This is a genomic window from Aestuariivirga litoralis, from assembly GCF_003234965.1.
GTDB lineage: Bacteria > Pseudomonadota > Alphaproteobacteria > Rhizobiales > Aestuariivirgaceae > Aestuariivirga > Aestuariivirga litoralis.
Genome location: NZ_QKVK01000018.1, coordinates 1 through 21,344, shown reverse-complemented (window position 1 = coordinate 21,344; position 21,344 = coordinate 1). Strand labels below are relative to the sequence as shown.

21 protein-coding genes are annotated in these 21,344 nt (G+C 66.5%); 10 read left to right on the top strand and 11 right to left on the bottom strand.

All coding sequences use genetic code 11. The features are described from left to right. On the bottom strand, nt 1-720 hold the full coding sequence (locus DK847_RS20230; RefSeq protein WP_111200363.1) for an SDR family NAD(P)-dependent oxidoreductase: 720 nt from the start codon (nt 718-720) through the stop codon (nt 1-3). Between the two features lie 224 nt (nt 721-944). Between DK847_RS20230 and DK847_RS20225 the strand changes: the two genes are divergently transcribed. Then, nucleotides 945-1,940 carry a L,D-transpeptidase gene (locus DK847_RS20225; RefSeq protein ID WP_111200362.1) on the top strand — a complete coding sequence of 332 codons (996 nt, stop codon included), beginning with the start codon at nt 945-947 and terminating at the stop codon, nt 1,938-1,940. A 129-nt stretch (nt 1,941-2,069) separates the two neighbouring features. On the opposite strand, the gene thrS is transcribed toward DK847_RS20225, so the two are convergent. After that, complete coding sequence (gene thrS / locus DK847_RS20220; RefSeq protein WP_111200361.1) at nt 2,070-4,028, bottom strand: threonine--tRNA ligase; 1,959 nt, start codon at nt 4,026-4,028, stop codon at nt 2,070-2,072. A 203-nt stretch (nt 4,029-4,231) separates the two neighbouring features. Between thrS and DK847_RS20215 the strand changes: the two genes are divergently transcribed. Then, nucleotides 4,232-4,897, top strand: coding sequence for an outer membrane protein (locus tag DK847_RS20215; RefSeq protein WP_111200360.1), 666 nt, complete (start codon nt 4,232-4,234; stop codon nt 4,895-4,897). 175 nt (nt 4,898-5,072) lie between these two features. Here the strand turns inward: DK847_RS20215 and yidD are convergent, their stop codons facing one another. Then, nucleotides 5,073-5,471 carry a membrane protein insertion efficiency factor YidD gene (gene yidD, locus DK847_RS21170; RefSeq protein WP_425358704.1) on the bottom strand — a complete coding sequence of 133 codons (399 nt, stop codon included), beginning with the start codon at nt 5,469-5,471 and terminating at the stop codon, nt 5,073-5,075. Here yidD and betC point away from each other — a divergent pair. Together betC and DK847_RS20200 are read left to right on the top strand one after the other, a co-directional pair. Then, entirely contained in the window at nt 5,374-6,918 is a 1,545-nt protein-coding gene (betC, locus tag DK847_RS20205; RefSeq protein ID WP_111200359.1) for a choline-sulfatase, read from the top strand. The genes yidD and betC overlap by 98 nt on opposite strands. A 137-nt stretch (nt 6,919-7,055) precedes the next feature. Continuing rightward, nucleotides 7,056-7,685 carry a sulfotransferase family protein gene (locus DK847_RS20200; RefSeq protein ID WP_111200358.1) on the top strand — a complete coding sequence of 210 codons (630 nt, stop codon included), beginning with the start codon at nt 7,056-7,058 and terminating at the stop codon, nt 7,683-7,685. Between the two features lie 238 nt (nt 7,686-7,923). Here the strand turns inward: DK847_RS20200 and DK847_RS20195 are convergent, their stop codons facing one another. The 3 genes from DK847_RS20195 to DK847_RS20185 form a co-directional block, all read right to left on the bottom strand. Next, on the bottom strand, nt 7,924-8,271 hold the full coding sequence (locus DK847_RS20195; RefSeq protein WP_146256207.1) for a hypothetical protein: 348 nt from the start codon (nt 8,269-8,271) through the stop codon (nt 7,924-7,926). A gap of 376 nt (nt 8,272-8,647) precedes the next feature. Continuing rightward, nucleotides 8,648-9,109, bottom strand: coding sequence for a cupin domain-containing protein (locus DK847_RS20190; protein WP_111200356.1), 462 nt, complete (start codon nt 9,107-9,109; stop codon nt 8,648-8,650). Further along, nucleotides 9,102-9,551: an iron-sulfur cluster assembly scaffold protein gene (locus DK847_RS20185; protein WP_111200355.1), complete on the bottom strand. Its 450-nt coding sequence runs from the start codon at nt 9,549-9,551 to the stop codon at nt 9,102-9,104. The genes DK847_RS20190 and DK847_RS20185 overlap by 8 nt, the downstream gene beginning before the upstream one ends. 138 nt (nt 9,552-9,689) lie before the next feature. Here DK847_RS20185 and folE point away from each other — a divergent pair, with 138 nt between their 5' ends. Together folE and hisI are read left to right on the top strand one after the other, a co-directional pair. Next, on the top strand, nt 9,690-10,316 hold the full coding sequence (gene folE / locus DK847_RS20180) for a GTP cyclohydrolase I FolE (protein ID WP_111200354.1): 627 nt from the start codon (nt 9,690-9,692) through the stop codon (nt 10,314-10,316). Further along, nucleotides 10,317-10,718 carry a phosphoribosyl-AMP cyclohydrolase gene (gene hisI / locus DK847_RS20175; protein WP_111200353.1) on the top strand — a complete coding sequence of 134 codons (402 nt, stop codon included), beginning with the start codon at nt 10,317-10,319 and terminating at the stop codon, nt 10,716-10,718. Here the strand turns inward: hisI and DK847_RS20170 are convergent. The 3 genes from DK847_RS20170 to DK847_RS20160 all read right to left on the bottom strand — a co-directional run bounded on the left by DK847_RS20170 (nt 10,715) and on the right by DK847_RS20160 (nt 14,304). Next, nucleotides 10,715-12,910 (bottom strand): DUF1254 domain-containing protein, encoded by a 2,196-nt coding sequence (locus DK847_RS20170; protein WP_111200352.1) that lies wholly within the window; start codon nt 12,908-12,910, stop codon nt 10,715-10,717. The genes hisI and DK847_RS20170 overlap by 4 nt on opposite strands. A 194-nt stretch (nt 12,911-13,104) precedes the next feature. Beyond that, a complete protein-coding gene (locus DK847_RS20165; RefSeq protein WP_111200351.1) occupies nt 13,105-13,539 on the bottom strand; it encodes a CBS domain-containing protein in 435 nt (144 codons plus the stop codon). Nucleotides 13,540-13,587: 48 nt separating this feature from the next. Beyond that, the gene (locus tag DK847_RS20160; protein ID WP_161957407.1) at nt 13,588-14,304 is read right to left on the bottom strand and encodes a rhomboid family intramembrane serine protease; all 717 of its coding nucleotides are present in this window, start codon (nt 14,302-14,304) and stop codon (nt 13,588-13,590) included. A 135-nt stretch (nt 14,305-14,439) separates the two neighbouring features. Between DK847_RS20160 and DK847_RS20155 the strand changes: the two genes are divergently transcribed. From DK847_RS20155 to DK847_RS20140, 4 genes are all read left to right on the top strand, one after another. After that, nucleotides 14,440-15,018, top strand: a complete 579-nt coding sequence (locus DK847_RS20155; RefSeq protein ID WP_161957406.1) for a PAS domain-containing protein — start codon at nt 14,440-14,442, stop codon at nt 15,016-15,018. Nucleotides 15,019-15,041: 23 nt separating this feature from the next. Then, nucleotides 15,042-15,638 carry a PilZ domain-containing protein gene (locus DK847_RS20150; protein ID WP_111200348.1) on the top strand — a complete coding sequence of 199 codons (597 nt, stop codon included), beginning with the start codon at nt 15,042-15,044 and terminating at the stop codon, nt 15,636-15,638. A 38-nt stretch (nt 15,639-15,676) separates the two neighbouring features. Beyond that, on the top strand, nt 15,677-16,849 hold the full coding sequence (locus DK847_RS20145) for a fumarylacetoacetate hydrolase family protein (RefSeq protein WP_111200347.1): 1,173 nt from the start codon (nt 15,677-15,679) through the stop codon (nt 16,847-16,849). 180 nt (nt 16,850-17,029) lie between these two features. Further along, complete coding sequence (locus DK847_RS20140) at nt 17,030-18,169, top strand: aromatic ring-hydroxylating oxygenase subunit alpha (RefSeq protein ID WP_111200346.1); 1,140 nt, start codon at nt 17,030-17,032, stop codon at nt 18,167-18,169. Between the two features lie 51 nt (nt 18,170-18,220). Here the strand turns inward: DK847_RS20140 and nagZ are convergent, their stop codons facing one another. Both nagZ and DK847_RS20130 read right to left on the bottom strand, forming a co-directional pair. Continuing rightward, nucleotides 18,221-19,240: a beta-N-acetylhexosaminidase gene (gene nagZ, locus DK847_RS20135; protein WP_111200345.1), complete on the bottom strand. Its 1,020-nt coding sequence runs from the start codon at nt 19,238-19,240 to the stop codon at nt 18,221-18,223. A gap of 21 nt (nt 19,241-19,261) precedes the next feature. After that, on the bottom strand, nt 19,262-21,344 hold a 2,083-nt coding region (locus DK847_RS20130; RefSeq protein WP_146256206.1), incomplete at its 5' end, for an SPOR domain-containing protein.

Sequence of the window (21,344 nt, the reverse complement as noted above, 5' to 3'; positions counted from 1 at the left end):
TCAGCCCTTGGTGCGGAGCGTCGAGCGGCCACCATCGACGTTGATGACCTGACCGGTGATCCAGCTCGCATCGGGCGACAGCAGGAAGGCCGCGGCAGCCGCGGCATCATCCGCCTCGCCCAGACGCTGCAGCGGATGCAGCGCCGCGATGGCGGTGGCCATCTGCTCGCTCGACGTGAGAGCTGCGGCGAGCGGTGTCTTGGTCAGCGAGGGGGCGACGCAGTTGACGCGGATCTTCGGTGCGAGCTCGGCTGCGAGCGACAGCATGAGGCCCTCGACCGCGCCCTTTGCCATGCCGATCGACGCATGCGAGGCGAAGCCCTGCGCCACGGCGATAGTGGAGAAGAGCACGACCGAGGCATTTCTGCTGGCCTTCAGGGCCGGGAGTGCGAACTGAACCGCATGAAAGGCGCCGAGCGCATTCAGGCGGAAGTCGCGCTCCACGTCCTCGTCGGTGATGCGGGAGACGGGCTTCAGGTTGATGGAGCCGACGCAATAGGCAAGGCCGGAGACGGAGGGACCTGCCGCCGTGATGGCAGCTTCGAGGGCCGCACGGTCGGTGACGTCCGCCACCGCGTTCGTGCCGCCGATCTCCGCGGTGAGGCCCTCGAGCTTCGCTGCGTCGCGGCCAATGGCGTGGATGGTGTGGCCTGCGGATGCAAGCCTGCGGGAGAGCGCGGCCCCGATGCCGCCGGCGGCGCCGATGATGATGGTTGTCATGTCGTCTTCTACGGGGGAGTGGTGGGGGCGGTTCAATGCACCCAGCCGCTCCTTACACTCGTCATCCCGGCGAAAGCCGGGACCCCGCTTTCCCTTTCGCCGATGCTGAACCAAAGCGGGGCCCCGGCTTTCGCCGGGGTGACGGATTTATCGGGAGGTTAACTTGACGCCCAATCGGAGCCTGTGCAAACCCGTTGCCGGCACACTCAAGGAAGACTCACCCCATGACCACCACCCTTTCCCGCCGCGCCCTGCTCGCCGGCACCACGATCTTCGCAGCCTGGACGGTCACCGGCCGCGCCGTCGTCGCCCAGCAGGTCCAGACCGACGACTTCAAGGACATGAAACCCGGGCAATATACCTGGAACCCGGAGCGCTCGCCGGAAGGTCCGGTGGCGATCATCGTGTCGATCCCCGACCAGCGGGTCTTCGTCTACAGGAACGGCATCCGCATCGCGGTCTCGACCTGCTCGACCGGCAAGCCCGGCCATGCAACGCCGACCGGCGTGTTCTCCATCCTGCAGAAGGACAAGGACCACCATTCGGACGAGTACAACGACGCGCCGATGCCGAACATGAACCGGCTCACCTGGTCGGGCGTGGCGCTGCATGCGGGCGAGCTGCCGGGCTACCCCGACTCGCATGGCTGCGTGCGCCTGCCGCTCGCTTTCTCGGCCCTGCTCTTCACCATCACCCAGATCGGCACGGTGGTGATCATCGCGAACTCCGCTTCCGACCCGGCCGACGTCGACCACCCCGGCCTCGTGCTCTCGGCCGATGCCGACAAGGACATCGCCGCCCAGGCCGACAAGCTGAAGGACCAGAAGCAGCCGAGCCCGGACGATCCCAATGCGGTGACCGTCTCGGTGCTGGTGAGCAGCCCGGACAAGACCATCGAGGTCCTCAAGAACGGCGACACCATCGCCAAGGGCGTGGCGACGATCTCCAACCCCGACCAGCCGCTGGGCGACCATGTCTTCATTCTGGAGAAGATGGCGGACGGCAAGATGAAGTGGTGCGCCATCGCCCATGGCCAGACCGGACAGGTGGACACCACCGTGATCGACCGCGTACGCGCCGAGCCGGACGTGATCAATGCGATCCAGAGCAACTTCCATGTCGGGCTGGTGTTCGTGACGACGGACCTGCCCTCGACCCCGGACACGCGCACCGCGAAGAACTTCGTGGTGATGCAGCAGGAGCCCGACCCGACGCAGTGAGGGTGGCTACCCCAACAGACCATCATGGCCGGGCTCGTCCCGGCCATCTTTTTTGGTGGCCACAAAAAGGATGCCCGGGACAAGCCCGGGCATGATGAATGTCACGTGACGTGGCGGAGGGCGGTGCCCCTACTCCCGCTTCAGATCCGGCGGCGTCGCCTCGTCCTTCAGCGCGGCGATCACCGCGTCGAGGGTCATCGGTTTCTGGTCCTGCGAGCCGAGGCGGCGGACGTTGACGGCGCGCTCCTCCATCTCGCGCTTGCCGACGACGAGGATGACGGGGACCTTCTGCACCGAATGTTCGCGGACCTTGTAGTTGATCTTCTCGTTGCGGAGATCGGCTTCCGCACGCAGGCCGGACTTCCGGAGCAGGTCGCGCACCTCGAGCGCATAGGCGTCGCTGTCGGAGGTGATCGTCGCCACAACAACCTGGGTGGGCGCGAGCCAGAGCGGGAAGTGGCCGGCGAAATGTTCGATCAGGATGCCGAGGAAGCGCTCCATCGAGCCGCAGATGGCGCGGTGGATCATCACCGGCACCTTCTTCTCGCCGTCAGCACCGATGTAGAATGCGCCGAAGCGTTCGGGAAGGTTGAAGTCCACCTGCGTCGTGCCGCACTGCCAGTCACGGCCGATCGCATCGCGCAGGACATATTCGAACTTGGGGCCGTAGAAGGCGCCCTCGCCCGGGTTCACCGCGGTCTTGATCTTGCCGCCGGAGTCGGCCGCGATCTGCTCCAGCACCTTCGACATGATGCTCTCGGCGCGGTCCCACGCCTCGTCCGACCCCACGCGCTTTTCAGGGCGCGTCGAGAGCTTCACCACGATCTGCTCGAAGCCGAAGTCCTTGTAGGTGGAGAGGATCAGGTCGTTGATGGCGAGGCATTCGGCCGCCATCTGCTCCTCGGTGCAGAAGATGTGCGCATCATCCTGCGTGAAGCCGCGCACGCGCATCAGGCCGTGGAGCGCGCCCGATGGCTCGTAGCGGTGCACGTTGCCGAATTCGGCAAGCCGCAGCGGCAGCTCGCGGTAGGAGCGCAGTCCGTGCTTGAAGATCTGCACGTGGCCGGGGCAGTTCATCGGCTTGATGGCGAAGACCTGGTCGTCCTCGGTCGTGTCACCCGCCGAGGTGGCGGCGAACATCGCCTCCTTGTACCAGCCCCAGTGGCCCGAGGTCTCCCACAGCGACTTGTCGAGAAGCTGCGGCGCGTTGACCTCATCATAATCGAGCGTGGCGAGGCGGCGGCGCATGTAGGCGATCAACTGCTGGAACATGGTCCAGCCCTTGGCATGCCAGAAGACGACGCCCGGTCCCTCTTCCTGGAAATGGAACAGGTCCATCTCGCGGCCGAGCTTGCGGTGGTCGCGCTTCTCGGCCTCCTCCAGCGCGTGGAGGTAGGCCTTGAGGTCATCCTCCTTGGCCCAGGCGGTGCCGTAGATGCGCGTCAGCATCGGGTTCTTGGCATCGCCCCGCCAATAGGCGCCGGCCACCTTCATCAGCTTGAAGGCGTTGCCGATCTTGCCGGTCGACGTCATGTGGGGTCCGCGGCAGAGGTCGGACCAGCCGCCCTGGTCGTAGAACTTGATGTCCTGCCCTTGAGGGATCGCATCGACGAGTTCGACCTTGAAGAGTTCGCCCTTTTCGCGGAAAAACTGCTTCGCCTCCTCGCGCGTCTTGGTCGTCTTGGTGAACGGCCTGTCGCGCTGGATGATCTCGCGCATCTTCTTCTCGATCGCGGCGAAATCCTCCGTCGTGAAGGGGTCGTTGCGGAAGAAGTCGTAGTAGAACCCGTTCTCGATCACCGGACCGATCGTCACCTGCGTGCCGGGGAAGAGCTCCTGCACGGCCTCGGCCAGCACATGGGCGGCGTCATGGCGAATGAGTTCCAAGGCCTCCGGGTCGTCACGCGTGACGATGCGCAGCGTGGAATCGGTGGTGATCGGGTCGGCGAGGTCGACCAGTGTGCCGTTCACCACGGCAGCCACGGCCTTCTTCTCGAGCGACTTGGAAATGGATGCCGCCACATCGCGGGCGGAAACCCCGGCTTCGACCTGGCGCTTGGCGCCATCCGGGAAGGTCAGCGAAATCATGTCTCGTCCTCCTGCTCACTCCCGCCAACGAAGCGGGTAAGCGAAATCAATGGTTTAAGTGCAGGGGCGATTTAGTGGCACGGCGCCTCCCGGTCAAGAGAGCCATTGCCGTCAGAGGGCCCAAGCAGATTCTTTTGCCATTGCGGTACATTTTCACTAATGGTAATTTGTTCAATTTTCGGTCGCAATATAACGGGCGAATCATGAAGAAAATGGCGCTTATCGGGTCCGCAGGACTCATCATGATCATGGCTGGCACGGCAATGGCGGCCGATCCCGCGCCAGACGCCGCGCATGATTGGACGGGCCCTTATATTGGCCTGAACATCGGCTATGGCTTCGGTGATCAGGAACAGAGCGACGATACCGGCTACACTTCGGGCAATCAGGACATCGACGGCGTGGTGGGCGGCGGTCAGATTGGCTTCAACTACCAGATGGACTCCATCGTGCTGGGGGCTGAAGCGGATTTTCAGTTCGCCGGCATCGACGGTGACTTCGAGAGCACTAACAATTGGGGATGCGGTGAGGTCTACGACAAGTGCTCCACACAGGTGGATTGGTTCGGCACCGCGAGGCTGCGGCTCGGCTATGCCTTCGACAATCTTCTCCCCTACGTGACGGGCGGCATCGCCTACGGCTCCGTCGACAGCGATATCAAGACTGATGAACCCGGCTGGAACGTGAGCGACACCAATGTCGGGTGGACAGTGGGCGGCGGTCTCGAAATGGCGTTTTACGAGCATTTCACCGGGCGCGTGGAATATCTCTACGTCGACCTCGGAGACACGGAAAGCACAGGACAGTATGACTTCTCCGCGTCCGCCAATTTCAGTGTTGTCAGAGCCGGTGTGAACTACGCCTTCTGAGGTCATCGGCGTTCGCAGATTGAGGCAGCGAAGGCTTTACCAGGAGCAGTCATCGTTGCCGGGATCGTCAGGGCGATTTTCTCAGGAAGCATTCGCTATCCGGGCCGCTCTGTGCGTGACGCGGACGAAGGTTCCCAAGGACCGCCGGGTGCACTGATATCCACCATGTCGACGATCAGACAGGAGGGTGCCCGGTGTCCGGCGGCTCCTTCATCCGCCACACCGGCCCCTCATAGACATCCGGCACCGGATCAAAGCCCGACTGGCCCCAGGGGTGGCAGCGGCACACCCTTGCGAAGCCCAGGGCCACGCCATGTTTCACGCCATGCTTGCGGATGGCGTCGCTCGTGTAGTCGGAACAGGTCGGTAAATAGCGGCAGCGGCGCCCGATGAGGGACGATAATGTGAGCTGGTAGAACCGGATCAGGGACAGGAGAATGGTTTTCATGTGCTGGCCGGGATCATAGGCTTTGTGCATGTCAGATACAAAACCCAACATCCTCTTCGTCATGGCCGACCAGCTGGCGGCCCAGTTCCTGCCTTTCCACGGGCACAGTCTCGTCCAGACGCCCAACCTGTCGCGGCTTGCGGCGGAGGGCGTGGTCTTCGAGAACGCCTATTCGACGAGCCCGCTGTGCTCGCCCGCCCGCGCCACGGTGATGAACGGGCTGCTCTCCTCGCGCACCGGGGTCTATGACAATGCCGCCGAGTTCCCCTCCTCCATTCCCACCTGGGCGCATTACCTGCGGCTCGCGGGCTACAAGACCTGCCTGTCGGGCAAGATGCATTTCGTGGGGCCGGACCAGCTCCATGGGCTGGAGGAGCGGCTGACCACCGACATCTACCCCGCCGATTTCGGCTGGACGCCGGACTGGCGGCTCCGGCAGGAGCGCATCGACTGGTGGTACCACAACATGACGAGCGTCCTGCAGCCGGGGATCGCCGAGATCACCAACCAGCTCGAATTCGATGACGAGGTGGCCTTCCTCGCCATCCGCAAGATTTACGACTATGTCCGCTTCGACCCGGAGAAGCCCTTCTGCCTGATGGCCTCCTTCACGCACCCGCATGACCCTTACGCGGCGCGCAGGAAGTTCTGGGACCTCTACAAGGACGAAGACATCGACCTGCCTGCCGTGCCGCGCATGGCGCGGTCTGAGCTCGATGCGCACAGCCAGCGGCTCTATGACGTCTCGGCGATGGATGACTACACCGTCACCGAGGATGACCTGCGCAAGGCGCGCCATGGCTATTACGCCAACATCTCCTATGTCGATGACCTGCTCGGCCAGATGATCGCGGCGCTGGAGGCTTCGGGCAAGCTCGATGACACGGTGATCGTGTTCACCTCCGACCACGGCGATTTCCTCGGCGAGCGCGGGCTCTGGTACAAGATGAGCTATCTCGAACCCTCGGCGCATGTGCCGATGCTGGTGTGGAATCCGAAGCGCTTCAAGCCGCGGCGGGTGAAGGAGCCGGTGACGCTCGCCGACATCCTGCCGACGCTTGCCGACATCGGCAATGACGGCAAGGCGCAGCTGGCACGGCCGGTGGACGGGCGCTCGCTCTATCCGCTGCTCAAGGGTGTGCCGGAAAACCCGGAGGGCACGGCCTGGGGCGAGTATCTCGCCGAAGGTGCCATTGCGCCCATGTACATGCTGCGGCGAGGCCCCTGGAAGTTCATCCACTCGCCGGTGGACCCGGACCAGCTCTACAATCTCGAAGACGATCCGCTGGAGCTGAAGAACCTCGCCGCCAGCCACCCGCTGGCCAAGCAGTTCCGCGCCGAGGTGGAGGCGAAGTTCGACATCGCCCGCATCAACCGTGAGGTTCTCGAGAGCCAGCAGGCCCGCCACATGATGTTCGAGGCCCTGAAGCACGGCAGCCACTTCCCCTGGGACTTCCAGCCGCTGCGCGATGCGTCCGAGCAGTATACGCGCAACCACATGAGCGTGACGGACCGCGACCTGAAGTCACGCTTTCCCCATGCGCCGGACATCGAGGAGAAGCGGCGAAAATAGACCTGATCGCCGACAGACTGAGTAGCGTTTAACTTTGCTGCAAATCAGCGCAAGTTACACCCGCGGGCAGGTGGCGCGATCCTCCCCTTCTGATAGCGTTTTGCCGGGAGCGACATCCGGCAAACGGGAGGAATGCGATGCCACTGCAGGTGATTGGCGCCGGGGTTGGGCGCACTGGTACCTATTCGCTCAAGCTGGCGCTCGAGAGGCTCGGCTATGGCCCGACCCACCACATGGAAGAGGTCATCAAGGACGTGCCGCGCCACGCCCCCGCCTGGCAGCGCGCCGCCGAGGGCGATGCCGACTGGGAGGAACTCTATGATGGCTACAATTCCGCCGTCGACTGGCCCACGGCGTCATTCTGGAAGGAGCTGGCCGAGGCCTATCCGGAGGCCAAGTTCGTGATCTCCGGCCGTACGGCGGAGAGCTGGTACGAGAGCTTCTCGGAAACCATCCACCAACTGATGCTGGGGGCCGACAATGCCCCGCCGCCGATGCAGCCTTTCATGAGCATGGGCAAGGCAGTGCTTGGAAAGGCAGGCTTCTATGGCCCCACCGAGCGCGACGAGCTGATCGACGCCTACAACGCGCATGTCGAGGCGGTGAAGGCGCACCTCGGCGACCGACTGCTGGTGTTCGACTATCGCGACGGCTGGCCGCCGCTGTGCCGCTTCCTTGCCGTCGAGGTGCCGGACGAGCCCTTCCCCAAATCGAACAACCGCGAGGATTTCTGGGAGCGGATCAAGAACAGGCCGCCGAAGAACTGAACGGGGCGGAGAAACTCCCTCAACCGCCCGGTCGGACACCTTCTCCAACGCGTCGCGCGGGAGAAGGACTCGTGGTGAGATCGCGCAACGGGTCCCTCTCCCGTCCCGCGGGGATGGGAAAGGGTGGCCGACAGGCCGGATGAGGGCCCAGCGTCCCGTCCATGTGGTTGAGGCGATACTTGCTGTCTTTCTTACTTGAGCATATCGGCCTCGGGAGAATGGGCGCACCGTTCAGCGCTCACGGCTTCCGCAACAAGCTTGCTTCCACCTCGGACCATGGAATTTCCCGCCGCAGTGCCGCGCACTGGCGGGCAAGATTTGGACCTGCCGCGGTTACGGCTGCCACCGCAGCCTTGAGCTTCGGATTTGCCACACCCGCAGCCTCTGCCAACCAGAACAAGCCAGGGGCGCATTGAAAATGGTTGTAGAAGAATTTCGCATCGCGCCCCGGGCCGCCTTTGCGGCCATAGGCGCCAGGCCCTGAATAGTCTCTCAGCCAGCCCTGCAGATGCTCTTTCTGGGTACGGTACCAGACGCCCCGGTCTTTCAAGCCCGCCACATGAGCCTCCAACGTCGCTGCGAGCATGGGAGTGTCCGCCGGAAGCCGGTCGATGTGCCGCAGGAGTACTTTCACTTCCATTGTGGATGACCTCAGAAACGACCACATTGCTCGTATAGGTTGTCATGCCTGCACAAGCCTCGCAATGGACTTCTTCCCCTCACCGGTTCCACTGGCGCTGGTGACTATGGCCGAGAGGTGAAGCGCGTTGCGCCTGCGAATAGCCGTTATCGAGGACGAGCGGCGGAAGTAGAGATCCCCGTCTCACGCCACCCTGCTCTCATCATGCCCGGGCTCGTCCCGGGCATCTTGTTCGGGCGCCAGAAAGAGGATGGCCGGGACAAGCCCGGCCATGATGATGTTCGGCGGTATGCTCATGGCAGTGGAGCTGCCGAGGCACCTCTCAATAAGGTGTCCCGTCCTTGTGCGTCAGCCTGTACTTGCCGCCTTCCTTCACCGCCAGCATGTCGGCCTCGGGGTAGTGCGCACGGTCGCCTTCCGAACGGGTGCCGACTTCGAGGTACGTGGCGGGGGCGGAGGACTTGTTCACCAGCTTGTGGCCGTTCGGCACGGCGGCCTTGAAGCCGACGCACATGCCGGGCGTCAGAAGGTGCTCGCCCTCGTCGTCCACCAGCGTCACCTCGCCTTCGAGCACATAGACGAATTCGTCCTCGCTCTCATGCCAGTGGCGGTGGGCAGAGGACGAGCCGGGCGCCAGCACGGTGAGGTTCACGCCGAACTGGGTGAGGTTGAAGACGTCACCCAGCGCCCGCTTGGCGCGGCCTTCCAGCGCCGCCGCATAGGGGGCCGGGTAGATGGTCTTGGTCCGGGCGGGCAGGTCCAGTGCCTTGACGGGCTCAGCCATGGGCGGCCTCCTTCTGCTTCGCCTCGATCTGGCCGATCGCGTCGACCACGGCATCGAAGGTGAGAAGGGTCGAGGCGTGGCGGGCCTTGAAGTCGCGCACCGGCATCAGGGCCTCGAGCTCGGCCCATTTGCCGGTCGGGGCCGGGCCCTCCTCCTTCAGCATCCTGTACATCTGGTCGCGGACGGAGCGGAGTTCCTCCGGGGTCGAGCCCACCACGTGGCGGGCCATGATCGAGGAGGAGGCCTGACCCAGCGCGCAGGCCTTCACCTCCTGGCCGAAGTCCGAAACCACCCCGTCCCTCATGCTGACATCGACCGTCACCTTGGAGCCGCACAGGCGGGAAATGGCCACGGCCGTGGCATCCGGCGCCGTCAAGCGTTGCAACCGGGGTATGTCTGCCGCGAAACCCAGAATCTGGCGGTTGTAAATCTCGTTAATCATTCCAACATCCTAGCCCATTCGCCTTTGGCCTGAAACCGTCGTTTGGCGGTTTGCCAGCGGGCCCTGCCCCATGATATGGGGGCGGCTTGTCCACAGGCGCAAGTCTGGACCGTTTTCGGGGAAAGTGAAGCCAGTATTATGGAAGCCGTCGTCAAGAAGATCCCGTCGAAGCCCGTGAAGCGCCCCACGCAGGAGGAGGCGGAGGCCGCCGTCCGCACGCTCCTGGCCTGGGCCGGCGACAATCCGGAGCGCGAGGGCCTTCTCGACACCCCGAAGCGCGTGGCCAAGGCCTTCCGTGAATATTTCTCGGGCTACGAGGATGACCCGGCGGAAGCCCTCTCCCGCACCTTCAACGACGTCGGCGGCTACGACGACATCGTCATGCTGCGCGACATCGAGTTCAACTCGCATTGCGAGCATCACATCGCGCCGTTCATCGGCCGCGTTCACGTGGCCTACCTTCCGAAGGCCTCGGTCGTCGGCATCTCGAAGCTCGCCCGCGTTGTCGAAATCTTCGCCCGCCGCCTGCAGACGCAGGAAACCATGACGGCGCAGATCGCCAATGCCATCTCCGAGTCGCTCAACCCGCGCGGCGTCGCCGTGCTGGTGGAGGCCGTCCACACCTGCATGTCGATGCGCGGCATCGGCAAGCGCAACGTGGCGACCATCACCACGCAGTTCACCGGCGAATTCAAGACCAACCCGGTGCTGCAGGCGCGCTTCATGGAACTCGTCCGCGCGCCGAGCAACGGCTTCTCCCTGTAAATGGCGAGCGACCTCGACGAGACCGACAGGTTTCTGCCGAGGTTCGATTCATCCGGACTGATCACCGCCGTGGTCAGCGACGCGCGCGACAACGCGATCCTGATGGTCGCCCACATGAATGCCGAGGCGCTGCGCCTGACGCAGGAAACGGGCGTTGCCCATTTCTGGAGCCGCTCGCGCCAGGCGCTGTGGAAGAAGGGCGAAACATCCGGCGAGACGCTGCAGGTGACGGAGATCCTCACCGACTGCGACCAGGACGTGCTGCTGCTGAAGGCCATTCCCCAGGGCAAGGGAGCCGCCTGCCACACCGGCCGGCGCAGCTGCTTCTACCGCCGGGTGGAAAAGGGCGGGCTCGTCTTCATCGACGAAACCCGCCTGTTCGATCCCAAGCAGGTCTACTAGCAGCCGTTGGCGATGACCCCGGCGGCCCCCGTCCCCTGGGGTGCGGAACCGCAAAGCCCTGCCGGCACGATGGCGGGCGGAATGTAGCTTTCCGGCAGGTTCCCTGCCACATAAGGCAGCATCGAGGGCGGCTGGTCGCCCGGCGTGGGGTAATAGCTGCGCAGGATCACCTGCAGCGTGGTGCTGAGGTCGGAGCCCGCGCCATAGATGCCGTCATAATAGGCGGTGGACGGCGTCGGGATCCAGTTCGGCAGCTTTGCGGCATCCGCCGGCGGCGTCGGACCGATGAAGATGGTCAGCGAGCCATCTGGGTTCTTCACCAGCTTGCCGTCTTCCAGTTCGCTGGACCCGAGCTGCGACACAGGCTTCAGCATGCCCCAGTCGAGATTGCTGCCGGAGTTGCAGGTGAGGTCCACCGTGGCCCCCGCCGCGCCCGAATACTGGATGGGCACCTTGTCGGCCGAGATCTCCTGCTTCCACTGGGTGGAGAGCGGGAATGTGTAGGTGGTGACGCCGCCCGGCCCCGTGCCCTCGACCGGGTCGGCGGCCACGAAATAGACGCCGTTCGCCGACTTGGGCGCCAGCCCGCAGCCCGCGGCGGCGGAGCCGTCGAACAGGATCGGCGTGCTGGCGATGAGCTTGCCCCAGTCGGGCGCGGTGACGGTAATGGTGTCGGCCGTGGGGTCAACCGAGAGAACCTCGCTGCCGGCGCTCGAATAGGCGTTGTTGAGCACTGCCGCCTGGGTGAGGAAGGGGGCCGCCACTTCGCTGGCATCCGGCTGATAGACGGTGACCGACCAGAAGCCGCGGATCTTGCCCTCCCCATCCGTCACCTGCGGCGGGTAGATGCCGGTGACGGGAAGCGGTGCCCCCAGCTGGGCCGGCGTGAAGGTGATGGTGTAGTTGCTGTTGCCGTCCAGCAGGTCGGTGCCGTTGTAGCTCGTCATGCTCGGGTAGACGGCATCAAGCGGGATGTTGGCCGAGCCTCCATTGAGCACGATGGTGGAGCGCACGAGATAACCCTCGGGCGTGTTCGGATAGGTGCCGATCAGGTCGTTGAGGAGCGTCCAGTAATTGGTGGTGGCGTCCGGCGCCTGCCCGGCGATGGCCGCGGCGAGTGCCTTCTGTCCGTCTTCATAGCCCTGCTGCAGCGCCGCGAGTTGCGGGGCACCCCAGCCCTGCGGCACCTTGAAGCCCTTGGCGGTGAGGCCGATCTTCGCGAAGCGCTGCAAGGTCTGCTGCTGCCCGAAGGAGGGCGGCAGGTAGAGCGTGCGGGCACCATATTGCGGAACCACATAGGCCGGCAGCCTGCGCAGCGGCGTGCCGCCGAGCGCGGTGTTGAGGCGCGGAATGGGGCTCTTTACCAGCGACTGGCCCAGCTGGTCGAGGAAGCGCACGGCCTCGGCGGGCGTGTCCTTGTAGGGCGCGGCCCGGGCGATCTCTTCATCCGTGGGCGGAGGATTGCTGTAGTCGGCGGGATAGACGGGCTTGAAGCCATTGGCACGGAATTCGGCCAGCGTGTTGAGCGCGAATTTCTTGCTGACGTTCTCGTAGACCGAAGGCGTGGAATCGGGCGAAGTGCCATCCGCCAGCGTGCTGGTGAGGATGCGGATCAGCATCCAGTTGAGGTTGGTGTCCGAGGCCATGACGGGAAGCACCCGCCCGCCGATGCGCGCCGTCTTCTGCCCGGCATAGCGCGAGCCGGGGCCGACGAGCAGGTAGGACGTGTCGGCATCCGACGGCGTGGTGCGGGTGCCGATGCTGCCGATGGTATTGATGAAGTCGTCGAGATAGTTGACCACGTAATACTGGTTGCGCGACGGCGGCACGGTGAGGACCAGTTCGGCGCCCGCGCTGAAATCCATGAAGCCGTTGATGTAGATGACCGATGAATCGCCCGCGTTGGTGGCGGAATTGTTCCACGCCGCGGGGCTGACTCCATAGGTCAGCGCGTTCATGGGTGCGCTGATCGTGGTGTTGTAGGTGGCGAAGCGCCAGGTGAACTCCGGCCCCAGGCCCCACATGTAGGCCTCCGCCGCGAGACGCCGGATGTCTGCCAGGCTGGCGACGGGGCGAGCCGCCGCCCAGGCGCTCGCGGCGGGCAAGGCGAACTGTGAAGCGAGCGGCGCCATGGCGAGAGCAGCGATGGCAAGGGCGCCGCTGCGGATGAGGTGACGGGTGGATAGCGGCATCACGGCCTCTCCTCGGTATTTTTACTTATTCTCTATTTTGTTGGTAATTACCTTCTAGAGAGTGCCGCGTGATTGGCAACGCCCTTGTGCGGGAATGGTGAAGGCCGGCGTGTGTGGCAGCCATGCCGGCACGCCACGGGCGGTCCGGCGGCGCGGCAGGCGTCACCCCCGTTGCCACTGTTTATGGTTGGTGATCAGCCGGCGGAGGCGATGTAGGACTTCATCTGGTCGGCTTCGGCTTCCATCGTCTCGATGCGCAGCTTCACCACGTCGCCGATCGACACCATGCCGGCCAGCCGGCCATTGGCGACGACGGGCAGGTGGCGGATGCGGCTCTCGGTCATCATCTGCATCAGGTCGGCCTCGGAGTCGGCGGGCGTGCAGGTGACGACCTTCGTCGTCATGATGTCGCCCGCCGTGCGGCTGGCCACGCCGGCGAGGTCGCCCGCCATGGCGCGCACCACGTCGCGCTCTGATACGATGCCCGCGATGGCGCCGGCCTCGTCCACCACCACCACGGCGCCGATGCGGTGCCTGGCCAGGGTGTCGACGATGGACTGGACGCTGTCCGCGGGCCTGACGGTGATCACCGCCGCGCCCTTCTGCCTGAGGATGTGAGCAACTGCCATGGTGGAGCCTCCTTCCTGCGCGTGAACGGCAGCGAGGCTAACACGGTTTCAGACGTGTTGCACCCGGGGTGCGAGCACGTAGAAGGCGAGGAGGCCGCCGAAGAAGCCGCCGATATGGGCTTCCCAGGCAATGCCGCTGTCGGCGAGGAAGCTGTTGCCGGTCCACCCCGTGCCACCCGAGAACAGGGTGATCGCCAGCACCACGCCGGTGAACACCAGGGCGCGGCGGTTGCGCAGCAGTTCGGGAAGGCTGGCCGGGCGCCAGCCGCCACGCGGCAGCCGCTCGCCGTACATCAGCGGGATCGCTGCCGCCATCAACCCCATGACGGCACCCGAGGCGCCGACCACGACGATTTCCTGGCCCCAGTGCAGGAACAGGCTCGCAAGGCCGCCCGCCACGCCGGAGACGAGGCAGATCGCCAGGAACTTGCCATTGCCCAGATAGCGCGCCACCGGCGTTCCGAAGATGAGGAGCCAGATGCAGTTGAAGGCAAGGTGCATCCAGCTGCCGTGCAGCAGCATGTAGGTGGCGAGCGACCAGTATTGCGAGCCCTGCAGCATCGGCAGGCCCGGGTCGGTGAAGCGCGAGGGGATCAGCGCGAAGACGGCGAGCGACCACACCTCCCAGTCCTGCCCGCCCAGCCACAGCCCCACGAAGATCGCAGCCAGAAGGCCGATCACCACCGCCACGATGGCGGGCACGTTGAAGGCGGGCGGCGGCTTCACCGGCCCCCAGTTGCCGCGCGGGTACTGCTGCTCCGACACGCCTCGTCCTTCCATCTGGCACGAAGACTGCAGCGGCAGCCCCGTGAGGTCATTCTGAAACACCGGTGCGCCTGCGCTCCGGTAGGGGGTTTGCGCATGTGGGTTAGCGGGGAGGCACGGGGAAGCCAAGAGGATTTGATCCTCCATCCGGGCGCCCGGTTGCTGCTCGGCCACTGGCAGGCGGCGAAGGGCGAGCGCCCTGCCCCGGCGCGCGGCGATCTCGATTTGAGACAGCTCCGCCGCCAGGCGCCCTGGCTGTTCATTCTGGAACCCGCCGGCGGGGCCTCGTCCTTCACCTACCGCCTTGCCGGCACCGCACTCTGCGGCTTTCTCCGCAAGGAGATGACCGGGGCGGACGCACTGGACGGCTGGCCCCGCTTCGAGCGCGCCGCCATGGCCCGGGCGCTGGGCGCGGTGACGGCAAGGCTGCAGCCCGCCCATTTCCGCATCCGCTTCCTCACCGACCGCGGCCAGCGCATCGGCGCCGACATGCTGGCCCTGCCGATGACGGCGCGCGACGGGCACAGCGTGCATGTGCTGGGCGGATTGTTCCCGCATGGCAACCCGGAGATCTGGAGCTATGACCGGCTGGTCCCTGCCGATCTTGCAGGGCTGCGCCTGTTCGAGGGCGGCGGTGATGCCCTGGGGGCACGCCCGCCCGCGCAGGCCCCCCGCAAGTTCCGCCTGATATCAGGTGGCCTCGACCTTCCCTGACACCTCCGCGCGGAGACCCCAGCGTGACGCATTTCGGCAAGCGGCTTGCGTCCGCCGCCCAGTCCGCCACCCTCATGCCGCAGAGCCTTCCGGCCCGCCTGCTGCTGCCCGGCGGGGCGGAGCGCAGCTGCGATGTGACCGCGATCGACCCGGACAGCGCCTTGTTCCTGTGCAGCGAGACAGTTCCGGAGGGAACCCCGCTCACCGCGCTGATCGAGGAGATCGGACGCGTCGACGGCATTGTGGGCGAGACCGCCGAGGGTGGCTTCTGGGTGAACTTCGACTTCATCCCCGGCCGCCAGCCACGCTTCGTGCGGCACCTGCGCTGGCTGGTGCGGCGCGAGCGCGGGCTGGCCGCCGCCGAGCGCCGCCACACCCGCTATGAGCCGCGCAGCAGCGCGGCGCGCTTCACCCTGCCCGGCGGGCGCGACCAGCCCTGTGAGGTGATCGACATCTCGCTCTCCGGCGCGGGGCTCCGCTGCCGCATCAAGCCCTCGATCGGATCGCCCGTCACGCTGGGGCGGATGAAGGGCCGGGTGGTCCGGCATTTCGCGGAGGGCTTCGCCATCGAATTCCTCACCCCGCTCGAAAGGAGCGACCTCGACAGCGCGCTGCGCTGAGCGATAAGCTCGACGGCTCGCACATGAAGGGCCGCCCCATGCCATCGCTTGCACGTTACATGTCATCGTCATCGCTCCCGGCCGAGGGCCTGCTCGTGGGCCGCGTGTGGAACCCGGAGGTGGAGGGCCCCTGCGTGGTGAAGCGCGAGGCCGGACAATTGATCGACATCACGGCCGCCTTCCCCACCCTGCGCGACCTGTGCGAAGCCCCCGACCCCGCGGACGCCGCGCGCAGCGCCCGCGGCCCCGGCCTCGGCGGCGTCGACGCCATCATGGCCAATACGCCGCCTGAGGCGCGCGACCCGTCACGTCCGTGGCTGCTCGCACCCGTCGACCTCCAGGCGCTGAAGGCCGCGGGCGTCACCTTCGCCACCTCGATGCTCGAACGCGTCATCGAGGAGCGCGCGCGCGGCAACCCGGCCGCCGCCGCCGAGATCCGCGCCACCATCGGAACGCTGATCGGCGATGATCTGTCGAAGCTCCGTGCCGGCTCGGCCGAGGCGATGGAACTGAAGAAGGTGCTGATGGAAAAGGGCGCCTGGTCGCAGTACCTCGAGGTGGGCATCGGTCCCGATGCCGAGATCTTCACCAAGTCGCAGATCATGGCTTCCGTGGGCAGCGGCATGGAGGCCGGGCTCAATCCCGTTTCGAGCTGGAACAACCCGGAGCCCGAGGTCGTCGTCGTCGTCGCCTCGTCGGGCCGCATCGTCGGCGCCACGCTGGGCAATGACGTGAACCTGCGCGACGTCGAGGGCCGCTCGGCACTGCTGCTCGGCAAGGCCAAGGACAACAATGCCTCCTGCGCGCTGGGCCCGATGATCCGGCTGTTCGACGCCTCCTTCTCGCTCGATGACGTGCGCCACATGCAGCTCTCCCTCAGGGTCGAGGGCGAGGACGGCTATGTGCTGGACGGCGGCTCCAACATGGCGAAGATCAGCCGCGACCCGGCGGACCTCGTGGCCCAGATGATCGGCCCGCATCACCAGTACCCGGACGGAGCGATCCTGTTCCTCGGCACGCTCTTCGCCCCCATCGAGGACCGCGACGCAGTGGGCAAGGGCTTCACCCACAAGCTGGGCGACGTGGTGACGGTGAGCGCCCCGCAGCTCGGCACGCTGGCCAACCGCATGACCTCAACCGACAAGGCGGCGCCGTGGACGTTTGGGGCGAGCCACCTGTTCAGGAACCTGGCGAAGCGGGGGCTTCTCTAGCCCCACCCTTCACCTTGCGCGGGCTCGACCCGCGCATCCTTCTTGGCGGCCCCAAAGGGCGCCCGGGTCAGGCCCGGGCGAGGTGAGCGGAGGGAGACCTCATCTCATGGCACCCATGAAGAGAACTCCCTCCCTGCCGGTGCCCCGTTGCGTTAGCCTCCCCTGCATCGGAGGTGCACCATGAACGTCCACAGCCCCGTCGACCCGGTTGCCGAGCTTGCTGCGAATGTGGCGCTGCCTTTCGAGCAGGCACGGGCCATGCCGAAGAGCGTCTACACCTCGCAGGCCTTCCTCGATGCGGAGCTTGAAAGGGTCTTCGCGAAGGAATGGTATTGCGTGGGGCGCGCCTCCTCGCTGAAGGAAGCCGGCGACTACATCGCCTTCGAACTCGCCGGCCAGCCGCTGATGGTGATCAGGGGCAAGGACGGCACCATCCGCTGCCAGTCCAACGTCTGCCTGCATCGCATGTCGGTGCTTCTCGAGGGGCGCGGCAATGCGCGGCTCATCACCTGCCCCTATCATGGCTGGACCTACGAGGCCGACGGGCACCTGCGCGGCGCGCCTGCGATGAAGGCGAACGAGGGTTTCTGCAAGGAGCATTACCGCCTGCCTCAGGTCAGGTGCGAGGTGTGGCTCGGCTGGATCATGGTGTCGCTCAACCCGGGCGCAACGGCAGTCGCCACGCATTTCGCCGACGTCGAGGAGCTGATCCGTCCCTATGACATGACGAACTACACCGAATGGTTCAACGAGCACTTCGTGTGGAACACCAACTGGAAGATCCTCGCCGAGAATTTCATGGAGAGCTATCACCTGCCGGTCTGCCACGCCGGCACCATCGGCGGATTGTCGAAGCTCGACGAAATGGTCTGCCCGCCTTCGCCGCCACATTTCAACTGGCACACCATCCTGAAGGACCCCGCCTTCCGCATCGCCTGCGCGCACCCGTCGAACCACCGGATGGAGGGCGATCTCCGCCGCACCACCTTCCTGCTGGCGCTCTACCCTTCGCTGCTCATCACGCTGACGCCCGGTTATTTCTGGTATCTCTCGCTGCACCCGCGCAGCGTGGGCCAGGTCGACGTCACCTTCGGCGGCGGCATGTCCAACGACTTCCTCGCCGATGCCGACGCGCCGGAACTGTTCCGTACACTGAAGGACCTGCTCGACAAGGTGAATGTCGAGGACAAGGGCTGCACCGAGCGGGTCTATCGCGGCCTGTGCTCCGACATGGCCGCCCCCGGCCACCTGTCGCACCTCGAACGGCCCAACTATGACTTCGCCACCTACCTGAGCCGCATGACCCGCACCGGCGGGTAGTGTCTTCTCCCACCCCTTCGCCGGGACAAGACAGGGTGTGGCGGTTGCCCCTCAGGCCGGCAGCACGGCGTCGAGGTCGCGCAGCGCCTGCTTGCGGTCGAAGGGCTGCGGCTTGCGCGCCATCTTGAGGGCCGCCTTGGCGCGGGCCAGGGCCTTGCCCTTCAGCACGCCGGCGGCAGCCGCCACCTCTTCCATCTGCGCCATCTCGCCGTTGCAGTGGAGCACGATGTCACAGCCTGCCTCCAGCGCGCGCCGTGTCTTCTCGGCATAGCTGCCGGACAGCGCCTTCATCGACAGGTCATCCGTCATCAGCAGACCGCGGAATCCGATCTGCTTGCGGATGACGGTGGAGATCACCTTCTTCGACAGCGTCGCCGGCGCCGTCTTGTCGATGGCGGTGTAGACGACATGCGCGGTCATCGCCATCGGCGCATCGGCCATGGCGGCGAAGGGCGGAAAGTCCACGGCTTCCAGTTCGCTGCGCTTCGCATCCACCACCGGCAGTTCGAGGTGGCTGTCGGCCCGCGCGCGGCCGTGGCCGGGAATATGCTTGATCACCGGCAGCACGCCGCCATCGGCGAAGCCCGCCGCATGCGCCCGCGCCAGCGCCATGATGGCTTCCACCCGGTCCGAATAGGCCCGGTTGCCCACGATCTCATGGGCGCCGGGCTGCGGCACATCCAGCACCGGCACGCAATTGGCGGTGATGCCCGCCGCAATCAGGTCCTCCGCCATCAGGCGGCCCACGTTGCGCGCCGCGCGCAGCCCGGACAGAGCACTGACGTTGAAGGCCTCGCCATAGGCGCGCGCCGCCGGGTAGCGTCGCCAGGCATTGCTCGGCGGCCCAAGGCGCTGCACGCGGCCACCCTCCTGGTCGATGAAGACCGGCGCGTTCCTGCGGCCCACCGCATCGCGGAAGGCCGTGGTCAGCGCCTTCAGCTGGTCGGGGGTTTCGCAGTTGCGCTTGAACAGGATCAGGCCCCAGGGATTGCTGCGGGCAAAGAAGTCCCGCTCGGCCGTGCTCAGCACCGGCCCCGAACAGCCCGAGATGAAGGCGCCAATGGCGGTCATGCTGTCAGTGCGCCGCCCGCGTCACGGGCCCCTCACGATGCAGTCGCTCTCGCCCGCGGCAATGAGTTCGCCGCACACCCGTGTGGCGTCGCCGCGCGTCGGCAGCGGGCCGAGCGCCAGCTGGTAGCGCGGGCTGCCGCCCACGTTGGTCTGGCGGATCTGCGACTTCAGCGAACCCACCACCGCCGGATAGGCACCGGCAAGGCGAGAATATTCCTGCTTGGCCTCCATGTCGGTGCGGAACGAGGCAAGCTGAACGACATAGCCGCCGCCGGTGGACGCCGGGGCTGCTGCCTTCGGCTGCGCGGCGGGCGCCGTGGCCTGCTTGGTCTGGGTGGGGGCGGAGGCTACCTGCGTCGGTGCTGCCTCCTCGACCGGGATGTTGGTCGAGGTGCCGCCATTGAACAGGTCGAAGATCGTCTTGCGCTTCTGCTGGGCGGGCGCCGTCGCGGCGGCCTGGTCAGCCGTCGAGGGCGCAGGCGCGATGGGCGCGGTCGAGGCCGTGGAAGCCGCACTCTCGCCCCCACCCTGCTGCGAAGGCGGTACCAGCACCACGGGCTTGGAGCCGAGATTGTTGTAGTCGGTCTGCTTCGCCGCGGTCTTTGAGGTGGTCTTCTTGGTCGCCGTCTTCTTCTTGGGCGGCGGCGCGGGAGCCGGCTCCGGCTCGGAGGCGGCTTCGACCGGTGCGGGTGGGGTGATCTGCGTGTCGGGCTGCGGGGTCACCACGGCGGCGGTGTCGGTCACCGACTTAGCTGCGCCGGCAGCGGTCGCAGCGGCGCCGGCCGCGGCAGCGCCGGCAGCCGTGGCGGCAGCGCCTGCCCCTGCCCCAGAAACAAGAGCCGCCCCGTCGGTGGCTTTTTCCGGGGGCGGCGGGGTGCTTGCATCGGTCGATTGGCTGTTGGTGGTGCCGGGCATGGGCGGTGGCGCGGCCGTGCCTCCCAGGTCCGGCTGGGCAGAGGTGGCAGCCACCTGGCTGCCGCCCTTCAGGCCCAGATTACCCTGCTGGCCATCCGCGCCATCCGCGCCGGGGATCGGCAGCGGCGGCGGCGGCTCCACTTCCGGCAGGCCGGTGCCCTGCGTCGCCGCATCCGGGGCCGGGATCGGGTTGGCGTTGCCCTGCGGCTCCACCTTCGGCACCTGGTCGGCATTCGCCGGAGGGGCTTCCGGCGGCACCGGGGTTTCCTCCGTCGGCTGCATCTCGCCGGTCACTTCCTGCTCGCCCACGATGCGGTCGTAGATCTGCTTCTTGCGGGCCGCCGGGGCTTCGGTCTGGCCTTCGCCGCCGGTCGCATCGGGTGCGGCCACCTTGGCCGGGTCGGCCGGGGCGGTCACCACCGGCGTCGTGCCGGAACCGGAGGAGGCCCCGCTGCCCGCGATGTTGCGCAGGCTGTCGCTGTAATACCAGACCACCACGCCGGTCAGCACCGCGGCAACCAGCAGGGCTGCCAGCAGCAGCCACGGGCCGCTGGAGCGGCGCACCGGTTCGTCGGCAAAGCCTTCCTCGCCCTCGTCGTAGGCGGCCTGGTAGTCGCGCGCGCTGGCGCGGCTGCGCTGCGGCTGCTCGTCCTCGAACACCTCGTCGTAATCATCCTGGACGCGGCCACGGCCCACCGGGGCGGGGCGGCCGAGCCGCGGCGCAGTGCGGCCCTCTTCCTCGAACTCGTCCTCGATATACTCGCGCTCACGTTCGCGCGGTTCCGGCTGGGGTTGCCGGGCATAGGGGTCAAGCGCCGGCGGGCGCAGCGCCGGGGTGCGGCGCGATGTGCCATAGCCCGCGGCATCCGACCCGAGGCCGGGGCGCGGCGCGGCCGGGGGCTGCAGGCGCGGCGGCGCCACGTAACCCGAACCACCCTCGGTGGAGGTGGGGCGGAAGGCCGGCTGCGGGCGCGCGCCAAGGCTGCCATTGGCGCCTGAACCGGGGCGCAGGAAGGGCGGCGGCGCACGTTCGCCACCCAGCGCGGGGCGCGGGGGCGTCAGCGGGGCCGAAAGGCCCGGGCGCGGCGGCTCGGCGCGGCTGTCATCGGCAAAGCTAAACTTGGGGCGCGGCGCGCCTCCGAGCGGCGGGGTGACGCCGGGGCTGCGGGGCGTGGGCGCCGCAGCGCGC

What these genes read in the sequence shown, in the direction of transcription:
- DK847_RS20230 (WP_111200363.1), bottom strand. Translation starts at nt 720, where the DNA reads ATGACAACCATCATCATCGGCGCCGCCGGCGGCATCGGGGCCGCGCTC.
- DK847_RS20225 (WP_111200362.1), top strand. Translation starts at nt 945, where the DNA reads ATGACCACCACCCTTTCCCGCCGCGCCCTGCTCGCCGGCACCACGATC.
- thrS (WP_111200361.1), bottom strand. Translation starts at nt 4,028, where the DNA reads ATGATTTCGCTGACCTTCCCGGATGGCGCCAAGCGCCAGGTCGAAGCC.
- DK847_RS20215 (WP_111200360.1), top strand. Translation starts at nt 4,232, where the DNA reads ATGAAGAAAATGGCGCTTATCGGGTCCGCAGGACTCATCATGATCATG.
- betC (WP_111200359.1), top strand. Translation starts at nt 5,374, where the DNA reads ATGTCAGATACAAAACCCAACATCCTCTTCGTCATGGCCGACCAGCTG.
- DK847_RS20200 (WP_111200358.1), top strand. Translation starts at nt 7,056, where the DNA reads ATGCCACTGCAGGTGATTGGCGCCGGGGTTGGGCGCACTGGTACCTAT.
- DK847_RS20195 (WP_146256207.1), bottom strand. Translation starts at nt 8,271, where the DNA reads ATGCTCGCAGCGACGTTGGAGGCTCATGTGGCGGGCTTGAAAGACCGG.
- DK847_RS20190 (WP_111200356.1), bottom strand. Translation starts at nt 9,109, where the DNA reads ATGGCTGAGCCCGTCAAGGCACTGGACCTGCCCGCCCGGACCAAGACC.
- DK847_RS20185 (WP_111200355.1), bottom strand. Translation starts at nt 9,551, where the DNA reads ATGATTAACGAGATTTACAACCGCCAGATTCTGGGTTTCGCGGCAGAC.
- folE (WP_111200354.1), top strand. Translation starts at nt 9,690, where the DNA reads ATGGAAGCCGTCGTCAAGAAGATCCCGTCGAAGCCCGTGAAGCGCCCC.
- hisI (WP_111200353.1), top strand. Translation starts at nt 10,317, where the DNA reads ATGGCGAGCGACCTCGACGAGACCGACAGGTTTCTGCCGAGGTTCGAT.
- DK847_RS20170 (WP_111200352.1), bottom strand. Translation starts at nt 12,910, where the DNA reads ATGCCGCTATCCACCCGTCACCTCATCCGCAGCGGCGCCCTTGCCATC.
- DK847_RS20165 (WP_111200351.1), bottom strand. Translation starts at nt 13,539, where the DNA reads ATGGCAGTTGCTCACATCCTCAGGCAGAAGGGCGCGGCGGTGATCACC.
- DK847_RS20145 (WP_111200347.1), top strand. Translation starts at nt 15,677, where the DNA reads ATGCCATCGCTTGCACGTTACATGTCATCGTCATCGCTCCCGGCCGAG.
- DK847_RS20140 (WP_111200346.1), top strand. Translation starts at nt 17,030, where the DNA reads ATGAACGTCCACAGCCCCGTCGACCCGGTTGCCGAGCTTGCTGCGAAT.
- nagZ (WP_111200345.1), bottom strand. Translation starts at nt 19,240, where the DNA reads ATGACCGCCATTGGCGCCTTCATCTCGGGCTGTTCGGGGCCGGTGCTG.